Origin of the sequence: Paenibacillus sp. FSL W7-1332, assembly GCF_037969785.1 — a bacterium.
In the GTDB taxonomy this organism is placed as follows: domain Bacteria; phylum Bacillota; class Bacilli; order Paenibacillales; family Paenibacillaceae; genus Paenibacillus_AQ.
Genome location: NZ_CP150209.1, coordinates 5,373,025 through 5,391,300, shown reverse-complemented (window position 1 = coordinate 5,391,300; position 18,276 = coordinate 5,373,025). Strand labels below are relative to the sequence as shown.

At 49.2% G+C, this 18,276-nt stretch carries 17 protein-coding genes and 1 tRNA gene; 12 read left to right on the top strand and 6 right to left on the bottom strand.

All coding sequences use genetic code 11. The features are described 5' to 3' along the window. Window positions 1–5 precede the first annotated feature (5 nt). Window positions 6–893, top strand: a complete 888-nt coding sequence (locus MKX98_RS24420) for a sugar phosphate isomerase/epimerase family protein (protein ID WP_194543929.1) — start codon at window positions 6–8, stop codon at window positions 891–893. A gap of 24 nt (window positions 894–917) precedes the next feature. Continuing rightward, window positions 918–1,949: a Gfo/Idh/MocA family oxidoreductase gene (locus MKX98_RS24415; protein WP_220684319.1), complete on the top strand. Its 1,032-nt coding sequence runs from the start codon at window positions 918–920 to the stop codon at window positions 1,947–1,949. Window positions 1,950–2,095: 146 nt separating this feature from the next. Here MKX98_RS24415 and MKX98_RS24410 read toward each other — a convergent pair whose 3' ends face one another. The 3 genes from MKX98_RS24410 to MKX98_RS24400 are packed head-to-tail and all read right to left on the bottom strand — an operon-like array spanning window position 2,096 to window position 4,954. Then, window positions 2,096–2,992, bottom strand: coding sequence for a sugar phosphate isomerase/epimerase family protein (locus MKX98_RS24410; RefSeq protein WP_194543927.1), 897 nt, complete (start codon window positions 2,990–2,992; stop codon window positions 2,096–2,098). Between the two features lie 49 nt (window positions 2,993–3,041). Next, window positions 3,042–3,899, bottom strand: coding sequence for a sugar phosphate isomerase/epimerase family protein (locus MKX98_RS24405; RefSeq protein WP_113060682.1), 858 nt, complete (start codon window positions 3,897–3,899; stop codon window positions 3,042–3,044). Next, entirely contained in the window at window positions 3,896–4,954 is a 1,059-nt protein-coding gene (locus MKX98_RS24400) for a Gfo/Idh/MocA family oxidoreductase (RefSeq protein ID WP_339218900.1), read from the bottom strand. Before MKX98_RS24400 ends, MKX98_RS24405 begins: the two co-directional genes overlap by 4 nt. Window positions 4,955–5,080: 126 nt before the next feature. On the opposite strand from MKX98_RS24400, the gene MKX98_RS24395 reads away from it, so the two are divergent. The 5 genes from MKX98_RS24395 (at window position 5,081) to MKX98_RS24375 (ending at window position 10,606) form a co-directional block, all read left to right on the top strand. Continuing rightward, window positions 5,081–5,938 (top strand): AraC family transcriptional regulator, encoded by an 858-nt coding sequence (locus tag MKX98_RS24395; RefSeq protein ID WP_194543925.1) that lies wholly within the window; start codon window positions 5,081–5,083, stop codon window positions 5,936–5,938. Between the two features lie 324 nt (window positions 5,939–6,262). Next, window positions 6,263–8,026: a glycerol-3-phosphate dehydrogenase/oxidase gene (locus MKX98_RS24390; protein WP_339218897.1), complete on the top strand. Its 1,764-nt coding sequence runs from the start codon at window positions 6,263–6,265 to the stop codon at window positions 8,024–8,026. A gap of 337 nt (window positions 8,027–8,363) precedes the next feature. Next, entirely contained in the window at window positions 8,364–9,176 is an 813-nt protein-coding gene (locus MKX98_RS24385; RefSeq protein WP_339218895.1) for an HAD-IIA family hydrolase, read from the top strand. Window positions 9,177–9,243: 67 nt separating this feature from the next. Then, window positions 9,244–9,849, top strand: a complete 606-nt coding sequence (locus MKX98_RS24380; protein WP_071223375.1) for a glycerol-3-phosphate responsive antiterminator — start codon at window positions 9,244–9,246, stop codon at window positions 9,847–9,849. Between the two features lie 43 nt (window positions 9,850–9,892). Further along, a complete protein-coding gene (locus MKX98_RS24375) occupies window positions 9,893–10,606 on the top strand; it encodes an MgtC/SapB family protein (protein WP_071223150.1) in 714 nt (237 codons plus the stop codon). A 227-nt stretch (window positions 10,607–10,833) separates the two neighbouring features. Here the strand turns inward: MKX98_RS24375 and MKX98_RS24370 are convergent, their stop codons facing one another. Beyond that, window positions 10,834–11,517 carry a lysoplasmalogenase gene (locus tag MKX98_RS24370; RefSeq protein WP_194543921.1) on the bottom strand — a complete coding sequence of 228 codons (684 nt, stop codon included), beginning with the start codon at window positions 11,515–11,517 and terminating at the stop codon, window positions 10,834–10,836. Window positions 11,518–11,667: 150 nt separating this feature from the next. On the opposite strand from MKX98_RS24370, the gene MKX98_RS24365 reads away from it, so the two are divergent. From MKX98_RS24365 to MKX98_RS24355, 3 genes are read left to right on the top strand one after another with little or no spacing between them, the layout of a single operon-like run. Next, the gene (locus MKX98_RS24365) at window positions 11,668–13,353 is read left to right on the top strand and encodes a spore germination protein (RefSeq protein ID WP_339218888.1); all 1,686 of its coding nucleotides are present in this window, start codon (window positions 11,668–11,670) and stop codon (window positions 13,351–13,353) included. Between the two features lie 21 nt (window positions 13,354–13,374). Then, window positions 13,375–14,589 (top strand): Ger(x)C family spore germination protein, encoded by a 1,215-nt coding sequence (locus MKX98_RS24360; protein ID WP_194543919.1) that lies wholly within the window; start codon window positions 13,375–13,377, stop codon window positions 14,587–14,589. Window positions 14,590–14,603: 14 nt separating this feature from the next. After that, window positions 14,604–15,725 (top strand): GerAB/ArcD/ProY family transporter, encoded by a 1,122-nt coding sequence (locus tag MKX98_RS24355; RefSeq protein ID WP_194543918.1) that lies wholly within the window; start codon window positions 14,604–14,606, stop codon window positions 15,723–15,725. On the opposite strand, the gene MKX98_RS24350 is transcribed toward MKX98_RS24355, so the two are convergent. Beyond that, window positions 15,720–15,980, bottom strand: a complete 261-nt coding sequence (locus tag MKX98_RS24350) for a hypothetical protein (protein ID WP_194543917.1) — start codon at window positions 15,978–15,980, stop codon at window positions 15,720–15,722. The two genes, MKX98_RS24355 and MKX98_RS24350, sit on opposite strands and share 6 nt — an antisense overlap. Window positions 15,981–16,472: 492 nt before the next feature. On the opposite strand from MKX98_RS24350, the gene MKX98_RS24345 reads away from it, so the two are divergent. Both MKX98_RS24345 and MKX98_RS24340 read left to right on the top strand, forming a co-directional pair. Further along, window positions 16,473–16,559, top strand: a tRNA-Leu gene (locus MKX98_RS24345). 54 nt (window positions 16,560–16,613) lie between these two features. Further along, window positions 16,614–16,769 carry a hypothetical protein gene (locus MKX98_RS24340; RefSeq protein ID WP_339218885.1) on the top strand — a complete coding sequence of 52 codons (156 nt, stop codon included), beginning with the start codon at window positions 16,614–16,616 and terminating at the stop codon, window positions 16,767–16,769. A gap of 126 nt (window positions 16,770–16,895) precedes the next feature. Here MKX98_RS24340 and MKX98_RS24335 read toward each other — a convergent pair whose 3' ends face one another. Beyond that, window positions 16,896–18,149: an anaerobic sulfatase maturase gene (locus MKX98_RS24335; protein WP_339218883.1), complete on the bottom strand. Its 1,254-nt coding sequence runs from the start codon at window positions 18,147–18,149 to the stop codon at window positions 16,896–16,898. Between the last annotated feature and the right edge of the window lie 127 nt (window positions 18,150–18,276).

The following is an 18,276-nucleotide window of genomic DNA, read 5'->3' as shown; positions in this document are numbered from 1 at the left end:
TCACGATGAAGAAAGGGATTAATATCTGGTCGTTCTCGGGAGATGCTTCCATCTCCGACTGCATCCGATTGGCAAAGGAAGCCGGGTTTGAAGGAATCGAATTGTCATTAAACCAAACAGGAGAGCTCGGCCTTCAGGCTGGCGATAAAGAGGTACAGGCCATAACAGAACAGCTGAAAGAAGCCGACCTGGACATCGCGGGTTTGGCGACAGGTTTGTATTGGGAATATCCGATGACCAGTGATGACCCGGCTGTCCGTGAGAAGGCCATGGATATTTGCAAGAAGCAGCTGGAGCTCGCGTCCGCTTTCGGAGTGGATGCCATCCTTGTGATCCCGGGGGCGGTCGGTGTCGATTTTGTTCCTGGTTCTGCAGTCATCGATTACGAATATGCCTACGAGCGGGCCCAAGAATCCATTCGTAAGCTGGTTCCTTACGCGGAAAGCGCCGGCGTTGCCATCGCGATCGAGAATGTATGGAATAAATTCCTGCTGTCGCCGCTGGAATTGCGGACCTTCATCGACGAGATCGGTTCCGAATATGTCGGCTCCTATTTCGACGTAGGCAATGTTGTGCATAACGGTTATCCGGAGCACTGGATTCGGATTTTGGGTGAGCGGATCAAAAAAGTCCATTTCAAAGATTACCGCAGACAGGCAGGCGGATTGCACGGATTTGTCGACCTGTTGGCAGGGGACGTTAATTATCCGGCCGTTGTTGAAGCACTGCGCTTGATCGGCTATGACAACTATGTTACGGCAGAGATGATCCCGGCGTATACCCACTACTCGGAGCAGATCATATTTAATACATCCAATGCAATGGATGCGATTCTTGGACGCACGCCAACTTTGCGCAAGCCGGATGCCCGCCAGCATCAAGGCCAATCATAACAAGGGATAACGGAGGGAATAAGGATGCTGAAAATCGGAATATTGGGATTTGGTTTTATGGGGCGCATGCATTTCGACAATTATGTTCGACTAGCCGAGGAGGGCGCGGACATCCAGCTGGTGGCGATTTGCGATTTGCGCATCGATGAGCTTAAGGACAGCAAAGCCAACGGCAATATGGCAACCGAGCGTGATGTATACGACCTGGAGCCTTATCATCTGTATGACCATGTGGACAAAATGCTGGAGCATGAAGAGCTGGATATTGTGGATGTATGCCTGCCGACTTATTTGCATGCGGACATGACCTGCATGTTGTTGGAGCGGGGGATTCACGTCATGTGTGAGAAACCTGTCGCAGGCAGCTCCGAGGAAGCCTGGCGCATGGTAAAAACAGCGGAGCGCACAGGAAAAACGCTCATGATCGGACAATGCCTCCGTTTCTGGCCAGCTTATGAATATTTAAAAGAATGCGTAGAGGACGGTCGTTATGGAAGCATCGTTGCAGGCGAATTCTTCCGGGGATCGGAGCCGCCTCAAGGCTGGTTCCTGGAAGGAGACAAGAGCGGTGGCTGTATCACGGACATGCATGTGCATGACGTGGATATGATTCATTGGCTTATGGGCAAACCGGAGCGCGTATCGACTTTCGCCAAAACGATGATTAAAGGAAGCTCGTACGATATCGTATCCACCCACTACAGTTTCCCGGATGGTAAAGTGATTAACGCGCATGCGGATTGGACGCTGCACGGCGAACACGGTTTTTATATGGGTTACCGTGTGAATTTGGAAGAGGCAACGCTGGTGTTCGAGAATAACGAACTGAAGGTGTACCCTGAAGACGCCCCAGGCTTTACGGCTGAGCTGTCCGATGATTCCGGTTATTATCGTGAGCTCCGGTATTTCATTGAGCATGTTGCGCAAGGAGAGCCGGTAACGGTATGTACGCCTGAGAGCGCTGCCGGGTCGCTGGAAATTATTGAAGCCGAGATTCGTTCCGCAAGAGCGAACGGCGCCTTGGAGACGGTATCAGGGAAACAGGTGGTATCTTAATTTTATTTACTAGGTAGGACAATATAAAACAAGGCCAATCAGGTTATTCCCTGATTGGCCTTGTTTAGTTAATGAGTTCACTGCTTCCTATTCAAGCAGTAGCATTGACATCCTGCAGCAAGAACTCTGAATGAATCGTGTACGTGTTAAGCTCTGAACGTCTTCAAGAAGTCCACGGCAAGCTTGATATCCGCTTCCGGATTGGCTTTCACTTCACGTTCGATGGTCAGATACCCCGTATAGCCAATATCCTTGAGAGCTTGCAGGTAAGCATTCCAGTTCACGCCGCCTTCGCCAAGCGGCACTTCACGGAACTTCTCACCCGATTCCGCCATATCGGCAATTTTGTCATGGTCAAGGGCAGGTGCCTCGTATCCGAAATCGCCGTATACATCACGAGGATCGATATAGTCAGCCAGCTTGATTCCGTCCTTCGCGTGTGTATGAACGATATAATCCTTCAGGTTGTACACGCCCTGTACAGGATCATCACCGGTAACCATGACCATATTGGCCGGGTCAAAGTTTACCGATACTCCGTTGGAACCCAGGCCGTCAAGGAATGATTTCAAATGAGCCGAAGGCTCCGGACCTGTCTCGATGGCAAAGAATGCGTCCATGGACTTCGCGAATGTGCTAAGCTCCAGGCAAGCTTTGTGCATCGTTTCATATACGCGGCTGTTATGATCTTGCGGCACGATACCGATATGCGTGGTGATGATATTGGTTCCCAGCTCCAAGCCGAGCTCCATGATTCGTTTGGATTTCTCGATTTTAGCCGCATTCTCAGCAGGGTCCTGGAAGCCGTGTCCGCCAAGGTCACCCACGAGGGCGGAGATTTCAAGTCCCAGTGAATCGATGTAATCCTTCAATTCTTTTCGCGCCGAAGCAGAGAGGTTGGCCGGATCCATTTCGCCATGAACGGCATAGATCTGTACGCCGTCTGCACCGACTTCTCGGGCTTTAAGAAGGCCATCTCTTACTCCAACGCGAAAGCTGTCAACAATAACGCCAATTTTGTTAGGCATGATAGGTTTCGACATGCTAATATCCCCCTTATATCATCCTTGTGTCATCCATCGTCCGTATAACTTAAACCTCATTCCAGGTTTTACGGAGATATTCCAATCCAAACTTAGCTCCCGTACGGCAATCTTCCATCCCTTCGAATTCGATCGAGATATAGCCGTCGTAACCGGATTCCTTCACGATGCGAACGACTTCCGGCATATCGATATCGCCTTGGCCGACAATCGCGCCACGCAGCCAGTTGCCGCTGGAGGTGTTAAACCAACCGGATCCAGGTGCGCGGTGAGCCGGGCGATAATAGAAGTCCTTGAAGTGAACCATCGAAGCCAAGCCGATGTTGTTCTTGACTGCCACAGTTGACACCTCATCTGCACAGAGGAAGTTTCCAATGTCCAGGGTTGTTTTGAAGTTAGGGTGATTAACGGTTTGAACCAGCGCTTTTACACGGTCGCTATGTTGAATGAAATAGCCGTGGTTCTCCACGCTTGTTGTAATGCCGCGTTCTGCCGCGTAATCGGCTATGATTCGGCATGCATTGGCCAGGCGGGGAAGTTCCTCCAGGAAATGCGTGATGGACAAGTCCTTGGAAGAGCCTACGTCATGGCGCATCAGCTTAACGCCAAGCGCGGCCGCAATGTCCACTTCGCCTTTAACTCTTTCAATCTCCGCTTCATATGCAGCATCATCCAATTCCGCAAAATTGGCACCGATGGCATAGTTGGAGATCTCAAGCCCTTTGGAAGCGGCATGGGATTTAATGGTATCGATCAACTCCGGCGTTTCCTTCAGGTTAAAGCCGAGTGGAACGATTTCGATATGCTCTCCGCCGATTTCTGCAACGTAGTCGATGACATCAGTAATGGTCATTTCGCCTTTATTCATGGCCTGGTACAGGCTGTATGAGCTTATTCCAAGTTTCATAAGAGAACCTCAACCCCTTTTTCGGCGGATTCATAGATCCCGCACAGAATCTTCATGATCTCAACGCCGTCTTCAACCGGGCTGAGAGGTGCCGTGCCGTTCTCGATGCTGGAAATGAAATGATCGACTTCGCTTTGGAAAGCCGCGTTGAAATCGAATCCTTTGTTGTCCGTTTGAGGCTGGATGTTGATGATGGTATCGTGCTTTTCCGTTACGATGACCACTTCCGGATCAATCTCGAATCCGCCCTTGTCTCCATACAATTTAACGGATTGCAGATTCTCCTTCGAGTGCAGCGTGAAGCTGACGTCTACCAGCAAAGAGGCGCCGTTTTCAAAACGGATCATCGCATTCGCCATATCCTCAACCGTGTTCTTCTCCGCGTCATAGTCAGCCGCTTTGTAGAAGGAGAGGTTGCGAACATTAGAGCGATTGCCCAGCTTTCGATATGTATTGGCGCTGACGGAAACCGGTTTTGGCCGACCCATCATGTACCAACACAGATCAATGACATGCACCCCGATATCGATGAGAGGTCCGCCGCCGGAACGCTCGATGTCAGAGAACCAGCCGCCTGGATTGCCGAGACGACGAACAGAGGAAGCCTTCGCGAAGTAGATGTCCCCAAATTCACCCTTGTCTGCAAACTCGCGGAGCATCTGAGCGTTAGGGTCGTAACGTCTTACGAAGCCGACCTGAAGCAGTTTGCCGGAGGATTTAACGGCTTCCTGCACTTGAAGCGCTTCCTCAACGGTACGGCAGAGAGGTTTCTCAACCAGGACGTGTTTGCCTGCATTCAGTGCCGCAATGCTGATTTCGGCATGCGTATTGTTCCAGGTACAGATGCTTACTGCATCGATTTCCGGATCAGCCAGAAGTTCGTTATAATCGGTGTAGACTTTGGTAGCACCGTATTTTTCAGCTGCACGCTGTGCTCTTTCTTCATTTAAATCGCACACGGCGAGCAAATTCGCGTTCGCATGTTTCTCATAGGATTGCAAATGCATAGCAGAGATCGATCCCGTGCCAATGACGCCAACATTAATAGATTTCATGAGTTCACTCCTCTGAATTTACTGCATTACACTTTCGTATTATAATGCTTTTAGAGGAAGACACCATGATAAACCGTGCTGTTTGTTTGTACAATTGTGCTGTCTTACTGGAAGGAGATCAGAACATTGGACAAAACACTGCGAGAACCGATGACCATGCCGGATCCTCAGTTTCCGATTAAGGTTCATCGTTGCGAGTTTGATGGACGTGGACAGGTTTTGTTTAACCACCATTGGCATGAACATCTTGAAATTCTATACATTGTATCAGGAGAAGCGAGTTTGGAGTGCGGCTCGTCCACCTTCACGGTCAAGGAAGGCGATATGATCGTCATTAACCGGAATGAGCTGCATTACGGCCTCAGCCTGTCGGATCATTTGTTTTATTATGCGTTAATCGCGGACTTCTCGCTGCTTCAGAGCCATTCGCTGGATGCAACCGAGATGAAATTCATCACGCCGATCACCCAGAATCGGCTGATCTTCGAGAACCGAATTAGCGGGGATGATGCGCTAGCCTCCATGCTGTCTATCATTCATGAGCTGGAACAGCGGGAATTCGGTTATGAGCTGGCCGTCAAATCAGAACTGTATCGGCTGCTTACGCTGCTTGTTCGAGGTTATGTAGCGACGGTTCTTACCCTGGATGAGTACATCGAGCGGATGAAGAATGTGGAGCGCTTTGCCCCGATATTCAAGTATATCGAAGAGCATTACCGGGAGGATTTATCAGTGGAGCTCCTATCCGGCATGGCGGGTCTCAGCCGCTTTCATTTCAGCCGGCTGTTCAAGGAAATCAGCGGCCGGACCGTGACGGAGTATGTGAATGAGACGAGGCTCAACCGGGCGGATTATCTCCTTCGCGAGAGTCCGCTTACCGTATCCGAAATCGCGGCTGCGACCGGGTTTAATGATATTTATTATTTCAGTCGAACCTTCAAGAAATATAAAAGCATGGCTCCATCGGCTTTACGGAAAAAGTGAGAATCGGCTTTAACGGTTCTGAATAGGCTCCATATAGACATAAGTATAAAAGCAACCTATAATGAATAATCATATTTATTGCATAAAGTGGCGGAGATAACGGAGAACCCTTTTGCTTAAATGCGTACTGTATTTGGTATGCATTCCAAGCAGAAGCGGTTCTTTTTTTGAAGAGATAAGAAAGTATCATACGAGGCTTAGCATCCTTATCTCGCAAAAAAACTTCCGCTAAATGCGGTCAGTCTTCAGGTAAAGTACGTCGATAGACGTTCTTCTTATGATGGAATAGGTTCTTTATTATAAATTCGGAGAGGAGAATGTCAGGTGGACACAAGCTTATCCGCCAAGATGCGGACCCAATATTTGCAGGACATGTCGGCGAAAAAGCTGGATGTACTGGTGATTGGCGGCGGTATCACGGGTGCGGGAATTGCTTGGGACGCCAGCTGCAGAGGGATGAGCGTCGGCTTGGTGGAAATGAATGATTTTGCTTCGGGAACGAGCAGTAGATCAACGAAGCTGATTCATGGCGGTCTTCGGTATCTGAAGCAAGGAGAGATCGGCTTGGTACGTGAGGTGGGTTCTGAACGGGCATTGCTTCACCAGAACGCTCCACATCTGGTGGAGCCTATTCCGATGCTGCTCCCAATTTATAAAAAAGGCACTTATGGTTATCTTGCCAGCGCGATCGGATTGTATCTGTACGACTGGCTGGCAGGGGTCAAACGCAGCGAACGGCGCAAGATGTTCCGGCGCGAGAGTACCCTGACCCTTGAACCGCTCTTTCGAAAGGAGGGATTGAAAGGTTCCGGTTATTATTATGAATACCGAACCGACGATGCTCGATTAACGGTGGAAGTGATGAAGTCTGCAAGGGCCAAGGGAGCGCTCATCGCGAATTATGCCAAAGTCCAGGAATTCATGTATCGAGGAGGAAAAGTAGTAGGAGCTCATGTAGAAGACCAAGTGAGTGGCAAGACCTATACGATAAACGCCAAAAAGATCATCAATGCCGCCGGGCCATGGGTGGATCAGGTCAGGCTCAAGGATAATTCGCTCAAGAGAAAGCGCCTGCTTTTAACAAAAGGCGTTCACCTGGTGGTGGATCATGCCAAGCTTCCCATTCGGCAAGCTGCTTATTTCGATGTGCCGGGTGGCCGAATGATTTTTGTCATTCCAAGAGAGGGCAAGACCTACATCGGAACGACTGATACCGTTTACGAGGGGGCGATTGAGACGCCTGGTATTACCGAGGAGGATCGGCGATATCTGATCGATGCGGTGAATCATGCTTTCCCGGAGTCAAGGCTGCGGCCGGACGATATCGAATCCGGATGGTCGGGCTTACGGCCGCTCGTCCGTGAGGAAGGAAAGGGACCTTCTGAAATATCGAGAAAAGATGAGATGTTTATATCCGATTCCGGGTTGATCACCATTGCAGGAGGAAAGCTGACCGGATTTCGGAAAATGGCCGAAAAGGTAGTGAACCTTGCAGCCAGACAGCTTCAAGACGCCGATGGCACCATCTATCCTCCCTGTACGACGGATCGGGTTCCCATCAGCGGGGGCGACCTGAACGGCCTTACCTATAAGGAGCTTCAGAAGAAGTTGATTAAGCAGGGTGACTCCCTTAGTATCAGGTCCGAAGACATTCTGAGCCTCATGAACAGGTACGGCTCCAATACGATGGAGCTGATGAACCGGGTCGCTGCTTCTTCGCAGGAAGCGGAAACGACCGAGCTTCGATTGTTACGTGCGGAAATCGAGTATTCCATCGAATATGAGATGACGATGACCGCAGTCGATTTTCTGTTAAGAAGAACGGGCTGGTTATTATTCGACCGGCAAAAAACCGAGCGAACCATTGCTCCCGTCATGAGGCTGATGCGTGAATATTTAGAGTGGAATCAAGAGGAAGTCGACAGGCAATGGGAGCTGCTGCAGGATCAATTGCAATTGGCATGGGGAGTGGCGGAAGGCAGCAGGATGGAACGGTATACGGATCCGCCGGATCGGGTAGACGTCACCGGATCGCGTTCCGACCAGGAAGCCGAGCATTCCTCCGCCGTGTCGGCGATGAATCGATAGGGATCTTATTTATCAGGATCGTCTTGTCAAATGTAAAATGTGGATGTAGTATAACCATATAAAGTTATAGAGCTGGGCAGAGATGATGAGAAGCCCTTTGCATAACGAGAACTTTCATTTGTGATGAATGAAGGCTTTTTCAATGCAAAGTGCTTCTCATTTTTTTGTATCCGCATGGAACCGCTTGTCCAAGGACTAAAGGGCATGGCACCGTCATATGTATACTTTACGGATGGGGACTGTGGGTCCATAACAGAACTGATCTGGCCAGAACATGTCCAATTTATGTTTACAATCGGGCGAAATTACAGATTGAACATGCAGAGGAGAACGAAACATGGATCATTATTCAGGGTATATTTTTGATTTGGACGGTACGATTTATCTTGGGGCTGAGGCCATTGATGGTGCGGTGGAGACCATTCATTATTTGCAGGGACTGGGTAAGAAACTATTGTTTTTGACCAACAAAACGATAGATTCCAGGGAAAACTATTTGAAGAAATTAAGGAAGCTTGGCATTCAAGTTGAGCTGAACAACATATTGAACCCTGCGCTCGTTACGATTCATTATCTTCAGAAGCATCATCCGGACGCAAACGTGTATGTCATTGGCGAGGATATATTGAAGAATGAGCTGCTGGACAATGGCATACGATTCGCCTCATCGCCGGAGGAAACCGACGTTGTGGTTGTATCATGGGACCGGGATTTTCACTACCGCCATCTGGATTTTGCATATCAGGCGATTAAACGGGGCGCTGATGTGATTGCCACCCACCCGGATCGAACATGTCCGATGCCTGGCGGCGATGTCCCGGATTGCGGCGGCATGATCGGTGCCATCGAAGGCACCGCCGGCATTACAATCACAACCATCATGGGCAAGCCCTCCGTCTTGACGGCATTGACCGCTCTTGATATTTTGGGAGTGAAGGCCGAAGATTGTCTGATGTCAGGGGATCGGCTGGAGACGGATATCAAGATGGGAAATCAGGCAGGGATGAGTACGGCGATGGTGCTGACCGGCGTATCGAGCAGGGACGATCTGATGGACAGCAGCGTGAAGCCCACCTATGTATTGAATTCGGTCTACGATATTTATCTCAGCGGTACTGCCGTGAAGCAGGCAGATGAAGCAAAGTCATGAGCATGAACAAAAATATGCCGGGGCAACGGGAGAATTGGAGATGTTGCGGCGGCAACGAGGTGAAGACATGAAAACCAGTGTTGAAGGTGCACAACGAATTTCGTATTGCTTGAAGCGTAAGCCCATTATTACTTCATTAATGAATGCCGATGAACTCCCTGCTGTACTGGCGACCGAATCGAATATCGTGTTTATTCTCAAAACCGATATTTTTATCATCGAATCGATCGTTGAACAGATTCGGGAGGCGGGCAAACTCTCGTTTGTGCATTTTGATCTGATTGAAGGGATCGGTAAAGACAAAACGGGGGTTAAGTATTTAGCTGAAAAGGTGGGCATCGACGGTATTGTCACGACAAAAAACACGGCGATTGTAGAAGCGAAGAAACTGGGCTTGTTGACGGTCCAGCGTCTGTTTGTATTCGATTCCGTTTCTCTGGACAACGGGATCAAGATGATTAAGGCCTCCAATCCGGATGCCATTGAAGTGCTGCCGGGCATGGTGTGTCAGCGGATCATGGAACGGATTCGTGCAGAAGTGGACGTGCCCGTCATCGCTGGAGGACTCATGATCGATTTGGAGGATTTTGATACGGCTTTGAAGAGCGGTGTAATTGGCATATCCACCTCCAGCAAAGAGCTATGGCGCTGGCAGGATGAACATATGGTATAGCGAAGAGCCGCCTTACATGACAAAGATGGGTGGAGATTAGGGAATGGATGTGTTTCAACTGGATACGCAAACCATGCTGATGCGGCTGCTGTTCGCTGCATTGCTTGGCGGTTTAATCGGTTGGGAGCGGGAACGCAGAAATAAGCAGGCCGGTTTAAAAACCCATCTCTTGGTGGCTGTCGGATCAACGCTGATTATGCTGACTTCCATTTACGGTTTTGATTCTGCGCTGATTAATCATCCCAATGCGAGGTTTGATCCTGCCCGGCTGGCGGCACAAGTTGTAAGCGGTATCGGTTTCCTTGGTGCCGGGGCTATATTGCGGCGTTCCAATCATATCATTTCAGGTCTTACCACGGCGGCAACTCTTTGGGTGGCGGCTGCTATCGGTTTAAGTGTCGGCTCCGGTTTTTACTGGCCGGCGATCATAACGACGGCGATCGTTCTGGTCAGCACGCTGGTGTTAAATAAATTGGAATCGAAATTTCTGTTTATCAAAAAGTCAGGCAGCTTGAAGATCATCATTGAGGCCGGAGACCGTCCGGTTCATGTGAGTACTATTACCGAATTGCTGCAAAAGGCCAATATGACGGTGGAAGGCATGATCGTGAATAATGACACGACGGAAGACGATTCGACCAAGGTGACGATGGAATTCCGGGTGTATTCTTTTAACAGCAAGGGAATTAACGGATTATTCGAGCAGTTGTGGCAGGTAGAGGGCATTAAGCAGGTTCGTATGAACTGGCGGGATTAAGAACTTCTTGTATGGTTTGATGAGCAAAAATGTTACATGATCAGCTCCCCATGATTGGACCATGATGTTGTACAGGGCTGAGCCCGGGTGGACCCGGGCTCGGCTTTTTTACGAGAGAAGGAAGTATAAACATCCGAGGCTTAGCATCCTTATCTCGCAAGAAAAACTTCCGCTAAGGGCGGTCTGTCTACTGAAAAGTACGTCGATAGACGTTTTTCTTATGTTTTCTATGGGGCGGCAGATGCATTCAAGGACGAGCTTCCCAAGGCCTGTACTCGAGGACTGTCAAAAGCCGAGATGCTTCTGGCAATCAGGAATTGGGCCGCGTAATAAGTGGTCATAATCCAGACGTTCGAATAGCGGATATCGGCAACAAACATGTTCCAAGACAAGATCGAGTCCGAGATGACAAAGAGCAGGCTTCCAACCATCGCATACCGATTCCCGGTCATGATGGCTGTCCAGAGCATGAACGAAATGACTGCGATATAAGCGATGACGGGAATCATCAAAGCTTGCTCCCCGTTTGACTTGAGAGAGGACACCAATGGAATGCCCATCCATACCGAATAGGCCGCAATCGGTACGATGCTGATGAGGCGGGGAAGTGAATATCGCCAGTGCCCCAGAAAGCCAGCTGTATAGAACAGATGACCGATCAGAAAAGCGGTAAGGCCCACGACAAACCAGATGAGCGTGCCGTCACCGATCATGCAGAAGAACAGTCCCGATAACAGAAGATAGTGAACTTTAGAGGTATGGGGCGGGAATTGCCGATAGGCAAACAGGATGATGAGCCACATCGGAATGAGCTTGAACAGGAGTTTCACGAGCAACGGCTCGGACGGAATGAAGAAAATATAAAGCAGACTCATGATCAGGATGATAAATGGCAGCACGTATCGTTTCAACTATAAACCTCCCCACACAATGTAATCTTCATGTTTAGACAATTCTTCTTACAGCGTCCCAATCCCTCTTTCTAATCTTTCGCATGAAAAAGGAATGTAAAGCAAATAATGGAGTTAACTTGAGCTTTGAAGGATGGGGGTACCGACACCATGATGCGCTACCGATCTCGAAACCGCCGCCCGATTCCCGCAAAGAAATCAGAGGAGCAGGTGGTTTCTTCGAAGTCAGGGTCATCCGTGATTTCTGGCCATATAGAAGAGCTGCTCGATCGTATTCGGGCCGAGTCCGGAGACAGCCCGGATATTGTTACCCGCCGCTTGAAGCTGGGCGGTGAGCCAGAGGAGAACTGTGCCATTGTATATTTGAACGGACTCAGCGATCCTGAGATGGTCAACAATTTCGTAATGGATTCTCTCCTGCGTTTAACCCCTGATTTATATAAGGGTGAAGGGCCCGATGCCTACCTGGACAACATCATGAAGGATGGGCTGTCGATGGGCGAATCCAAAATAATGACCGAATGGAACGACATGATGTTGGCCATTCTGTCAGGGGACACGGCCATCCTGCTGGAAGGTGCCGAGAAAGCCATCGTAGCGGGTACGCAGGGCGGAGAATGGAGATCCGTTACCGAGCCGACCTCCCAGCTTGTAGTTCGCGGACCCAAGGATAGCTTCGTGGAGTCCATCGCTACCAATATATCCCTTATCCGGCGGAGGCTGAAATCCCCCGATCTCTGGCTGGAGACCATGAAAATCGGATCCGTAACCCATACCCACGTGGCTCTTATGTATGTGAAGGGAAAAGCAGATCCCGGGATTGTAAAGGAGATTAAAGAACGGCTGAATGATATCGAGATTGAAGGGATACTGGAATCGGCTTATATCGAAGAATTTATTCAGGATAAAACGGTAACCCCTTTTCCCACGATCTATAATACGGAGCGTCCTGACGATGCCGCCAGTAAATTGCTGGAAGGCAGGATCATCGTCCTGGTTGATGGTACCCCCTTCGTCCTGGTCCTTCCAACGGTATTTGTTCACTTTTTCCAATCCCCCGAAGATTATGCACAGCGATTTGATATTGCGATTGTGATGCGGATTGTCCGCTATCTCAGTTTTATTATTCTGATCCTGGGCCCATCGGTTTATATAGCCCTCACCACCTTTCATTACGAAATGGTGCCGACCTTATTGCTGATCAGTTTGGTTGCTCAACGGGAAGGGGTGCCGTTTCCCGCCTTTGTCGAAGCGATGCTGATGGAAATCGTATTTGAAATTCTGCGTGAGGCCGGGGTGAGGATGCCCAGAGCCATCGGACAGACCGTCTCGGTTGTAGGTGCTTTGATCCTGGGGCAGGCAGTCGTTGAAGCCGGCCTGATTACGCCAGCGATGGTCATTGTCGTGGCTTTAACCGGTATTGCAAGTTTTGCCATACCGGCCTATAACCTATCCATCGCCGGACGCTTGATTCGGTTCGCTTTTATGGTACTGGCCGGCTTGTTCGGATTTTACGGGTTGACACTGGGATTAATCATCCTTGTTGCCCATATGAATAGTCTCCGTTCGTTCGGAGTTCCCTATTTATCGCCGATCAGTCCTTTTCGATTGCGGAATCAAAAAGACGCTGTCATCCGAATGCCTTTCAAATCGCTCCAAGCGGAAGCCTTGTCCGCATCTCATTCGGGCAGTAATCGAGGTACATCGGGGGAAGCCGCATCACAGGAAGCCGGGAATCTATCATCCGGTTTATACAATCGGAGTGCCGGAAGGGATAACAGTGATACGGGGGACCAGAAAACGGCTGTTCCGGCCGTTGAGTCCAATCGTAATTAACGTTAGGGGTGTAGCCGGAACATGTTCAGACTCAGATGGTTGGTTAGCATTCTCCTGTGCTGCTGCCTGAGCACGATAACGGGCTGCTGGGATGCGACTGAATTGAATAAGCGGGCCATTGTCGCCGGTATCGGCATTGACTGGAAGGAAGAAGAGCAGCAATATATGATTTCCTTCCAGACCATCATCGCGGATGAAATATCCGGCAAAACAGGCAGGGGAGCGACACCTACATCCATATACAAGTCATCCGGAAAAACGATCGTTGAAGCGATGCGTAATACGTCCCGCAAATTGCCGCGTATCCTGTCGCTAGCCCATACGGGGTTGATCGTCATATCCGACGAAGTGGCCAGAAACGGAATTATCGATCTATTCGATTATTTGGATCGTGATTCCGATATTCGATTGACAACCGAAATTTTGGTTGCCGCGGAAGGACAAAAGGCAGAAGACGTGGTTGCCGTACTGACGCCTATCGGAAAGATTACGGCTTTTGCGCTTGTACAGAAGATTGAGTTAACCTCAAGACAGTTAAGCGAGAACTTCCGTGTTGAGGTAGACGATGTCATTCGGGATCTGCTCGTTCCCGGCGGCGGGCCTGTCATTAACGGCGTCATGATCGAAGGAGATGAGCAGCAAGCCGTAAAGAAATCCAATCTCGAAAGCTCGAAGAGTGCAGGCCTGGGTGTTATTTCCAATCTGGCTATTTTTAAAGGAGACAAACTTAAAGATTGGATGACCAGGGAAGAGAGCAAGGGAACCGTGTGGATCAAGGATAAAATGCATACAACGCCATTAAATATAAGTCTTGAACATGGACAAGGCGAAATTGCATTGGATGTCATGCGATCGAAGACCCGGCTGGAAGTGAAATTTAAAGGACCGCTTCAACCCGTTATCCACATATTCGTCGAGCCTAATTTCTCGATCCGGGAAGTGATAAGCGACATCGATCTGCGGAATCCGAATTCGATGAGAACGCTTGAAGCAGCTGCTAACAAAGAGGTGAGCCGTATTCTGAAATCAGCCGTGAAGAAGTGTCAGAAAGCGAATAGTGATATCCTCGGATTCGGTCAAACGGTAGAACGCGCCAGACCAGAAGCCTGGCACAAAATGAAGGGTCGATGGGATGTGATCTTTCCGCAGTTGGAAGTGGAATATCATGTGAAATCCGTTGTGCGTAACTCTCAGATGAGAGATCGCTCCTTTAAATACAACATGAACAACCAGTAAAGGGGAGCTTAAAGGTGAAGGTGAAAATCAGTCCGCTGCAGTTCTTCTCGCTGCTGGTTTTATTTCAGTTCGGAACGACGCTTGTCGTGAACATGGGACTGCAGGCCGGTAAGGATTCCTGGATTGGGCTGCTGATTGGCATGGTGATCGGGACGATGATGTATTCGCTGAATGTTTATTTGTACACCATGTTTCCTGATCATCTGCCGACGGTTTATTATCGAATATTGCTTGGGAAATATTTAGGGGGATTGGTGGGAGTATCATACTGCGTGTTTTACCTGTATACAGGCTCCAGAGATATCGTAGATGGAGGGCTGTTGGTAATGGCATCGGCAGCCCTTAAGGAGACCCCGCTCCTCGTTGTCAATTTGATCATGGTGATGACCGTCGCCTTTGTGCTGCATCAAGGAATGGAGGTGCTTGGACGCACCGCTTTGATTTTCTTGGCGATTGTTCTGCTGATCAGCGTATTCAGCGCCCTGGTTATCGTATTTTCCGCAATCGTGGAAGTCCATCGCTTGCTTCCTGTTCTGGGTAACGGCGTACAACCCATCATTCAATCCGTAGTGAAAAAAAATATGCACTTCCCATTTGGGGAGCTGATTGTTGCTACAGTTCTCCTTCCACATCTGAGCCGGCGGAAGAGCGGGATCAAGGCGGGGTATTGGGCTATTTTATTCAGCGGAACGATGCTGGCGCTAACCTCTGCCGTTACCATTTCCGTCCTTGGCGAGAACATTGTGGAGCGTTCGGTTTTTCCTTTGCTGACGATGGTCGGAAAAGCCAATATTTCGGAGTTCATTGAGCGGACGGAAATTTTGATCGTGATGGTTCTGATTATTGGTGTGTTTTTTAAAATAAGTCTGTATTATTATGCCGCATTGATCTCTGCATCCGAGCTGTTCAACATTCCCTATCAAAAATTGATCTATCCTTTCGCTTTAATCATGCTCGGGAACTCGATGATTCTTGCCCGTTCGTATAGCGAGCATCTCATGAAAGGAAGCCAGCATCTATATATGGTTCTCCCTATATTTTCAATCGCTGTACCCTTGGTGCTTGTCGTGATCGGTTTGATTCGCAGAGCAAGCTCCAAGGGAAAGACAAAGTCCGACTCTAGCTCCGGTTCATGAACCATGTCCCGCGTTTCCAGGACTTTGGCTTGAATCACGGGGCTTTTTATTTTTGAATGCTCGGTAACAATCAGGAAGGATCAGGAGGCATAGCAGCACCGTAACCGTCAGCTTCTCTACGATGGAGAATAGAGTAAACTGCCAATTGATCATAAAGTTGTACCATGGGAACCCGAACAGACAATCTGTAAGCACGGTATAAGACAGGCAGAGAGTACCTAATAGCAGGGTGATCGCATATTTTTTGATATACATCGTTACTTCCTCGCATTTCCTATGGTTTATGACTTGCCAATCCATGACAACGTTATATTAGTATGAAGGGTTTATTGAATAAACATACAATGGCGAGTTGTATCCAATTGAACCAAGCGATGAAAAGGGGCGTATATGAACCGACAGGAACAGAAGAATATGCCGTTTATGGATGGGCCTAAGGGTTATAGATCTTCTATAATGGAAATGGATAGTGAACTTTAGCTTGGGGAGGGAGAGCTTGTGATGAAGAAGTGGACCTATCGGGGTCCGGGTGAATGGAGGTCGACTTCTACTGCTGGAGTCCCGCTCTACTCAAAGAGGGGCGTGTTTATATCTGGCGTCATACATAATCAATGGACGATCTTGTGCTGTTGAAACCATCTGAAGCTGATGGGTTTCGACAATTTTCTCAGAAAATGCTTGCTTTTTAACTCTGGGCATTATATACTCTTAATTACGGTAATCGAATCGATCACAACTACATAATATGCGGTCGTGGCGGAATTGGCAGACGCGCACGGTTCAGGTCCGTGTGGGCTAACCCCCGTGGAGGTTCGAGTCCTCTCGACCGCACCAACTTAACCATGAACCAGCTCTTGAGTTTCCCTTATGTGGAGATTCAGGAGCTTTTTGCTTATTCGGAATTTGTCCGCAGAAATCGAGCTACTGCGCGGTAGCGGGTATCTGCTGAAAGGCGGGGACACTAACGGGCAGGCAAGGATGCGCGGGCCACAGAGCAGGCGCTGGCGGTTAATCGACCGGGTGCTCCCGAATCCCCATGCGTGAATTTTGTTGCTGCGGGATAGGGCTTAAACGGGAAGAGCCACAAGCGAGGTTGATCTCGCTTGCGGCTCGGTGTTTTTAGGCATCCTGTTTATAGGTTGCTAAAAACATGCTATTGTGAATTCAAGATTAACTGGCGGAAGCGCAGCACACTTTATACTTCTTGCCGCTGCCGCACGGGCAGGGTTCATTGCGGCCAGGCGTCTTACCGTCAAAATAGCGCTGCAAATGGTGCGTATAAAGCTCCTTGCGCACCTTGTTACCTAGCTCTTGCATTCTGTCGTGAGCATAGCCGTAAATCTGCATGTAGCTCGCACAGAAGTAGTCCGGATCGGCCTGCTCCGACTCCTGATTCCATTTGCGGTTCCGTGGGCATCCGCCGTAACATAAGCGCTGCCACTCGCAAGAACGGCACTTATCCGGTAGAGCCGGCTTCATCCGGTGAAATCGCTCATAGTTCGGGTGACTCAACATATCATCTATGGAATCGCTGGCCACATTCCCGACCTTCCATTTCTCATTGATGAAGAAATCGCAAGGAAAAGCATCTCCGTTTTGCTCCAGTACAAGGCTTGTCGGACATGCCGCATGGTGAATGCACAATTCCGCTTCCCGGTTCACGTATACGCTGAGCATATTGTCGAAGAAGCGAACGGAAACTTGCGGATCACCGTCGTTGTACCAATCGTCGAACACGGCGCAGAGGAAGTCGCCGTATTCGCGCGGCGTAATTTCAAAGACGCCGGGCTCGTCCACTTGCTGGGAGCGAAAATCCATGCACGGGATAAACTGTACATAGTTGAAGTTGTTCTCACGGTAGAAGGCCATCAATTCCTTGGCTTTCCCCACATTGTCCTTATGGATGACCGTCAAAATATTAAAATCAACCTGGTGACGCCGCAGGTGCTCAATCCCGGCCATGACGCGGTCAAAGCTCCCTTTGCCGGCGGCATTCACGCGTCGTGAATCATGGAGCTCCTTCGGACCGTCCAGGCTGACGCCAATCAGAAAGTTATAGGTTTTAAAGAATGCTGCCCAGCGGTCATTGATCAGTGTAGCGTTGGTTTGCAGTGAATTGCTGATGCCCGTGTGCGGCGGGGCGTGCAGGGCTTGTCGGTAGACCACTTCCTCGAAAAATTCAAGTCCGGCCAGCAGCGGTTCTCCGCCTTGCCAAGCGAAGTTGGAGGCGCCTTGGGAGCGCTGCATGTAATCTTTGATGAATTTATCCAAAATGGCAGAATCAATCCGATTAATCTTCGGACCCGGCTTGCCTCCGCATGTGCTGTAATAACAGTAATCACAGGCCAAATTGCAGTCTTCGGACACGGTTTTCCACATGATGCCGATGTTGGAATGACGTGTGGTTACGCAGCTTCCCGACAAAGCGATCCCTCCCTGTCTAATCTACCTTCAAGATATCATCGGTCTTTAATAATGTCAAAATAATAAAAAGTTTGGAGGTAAAGCGCTTTTAATAAGATTATGAAGCAGAAAAAATCCTTTTCTTTGT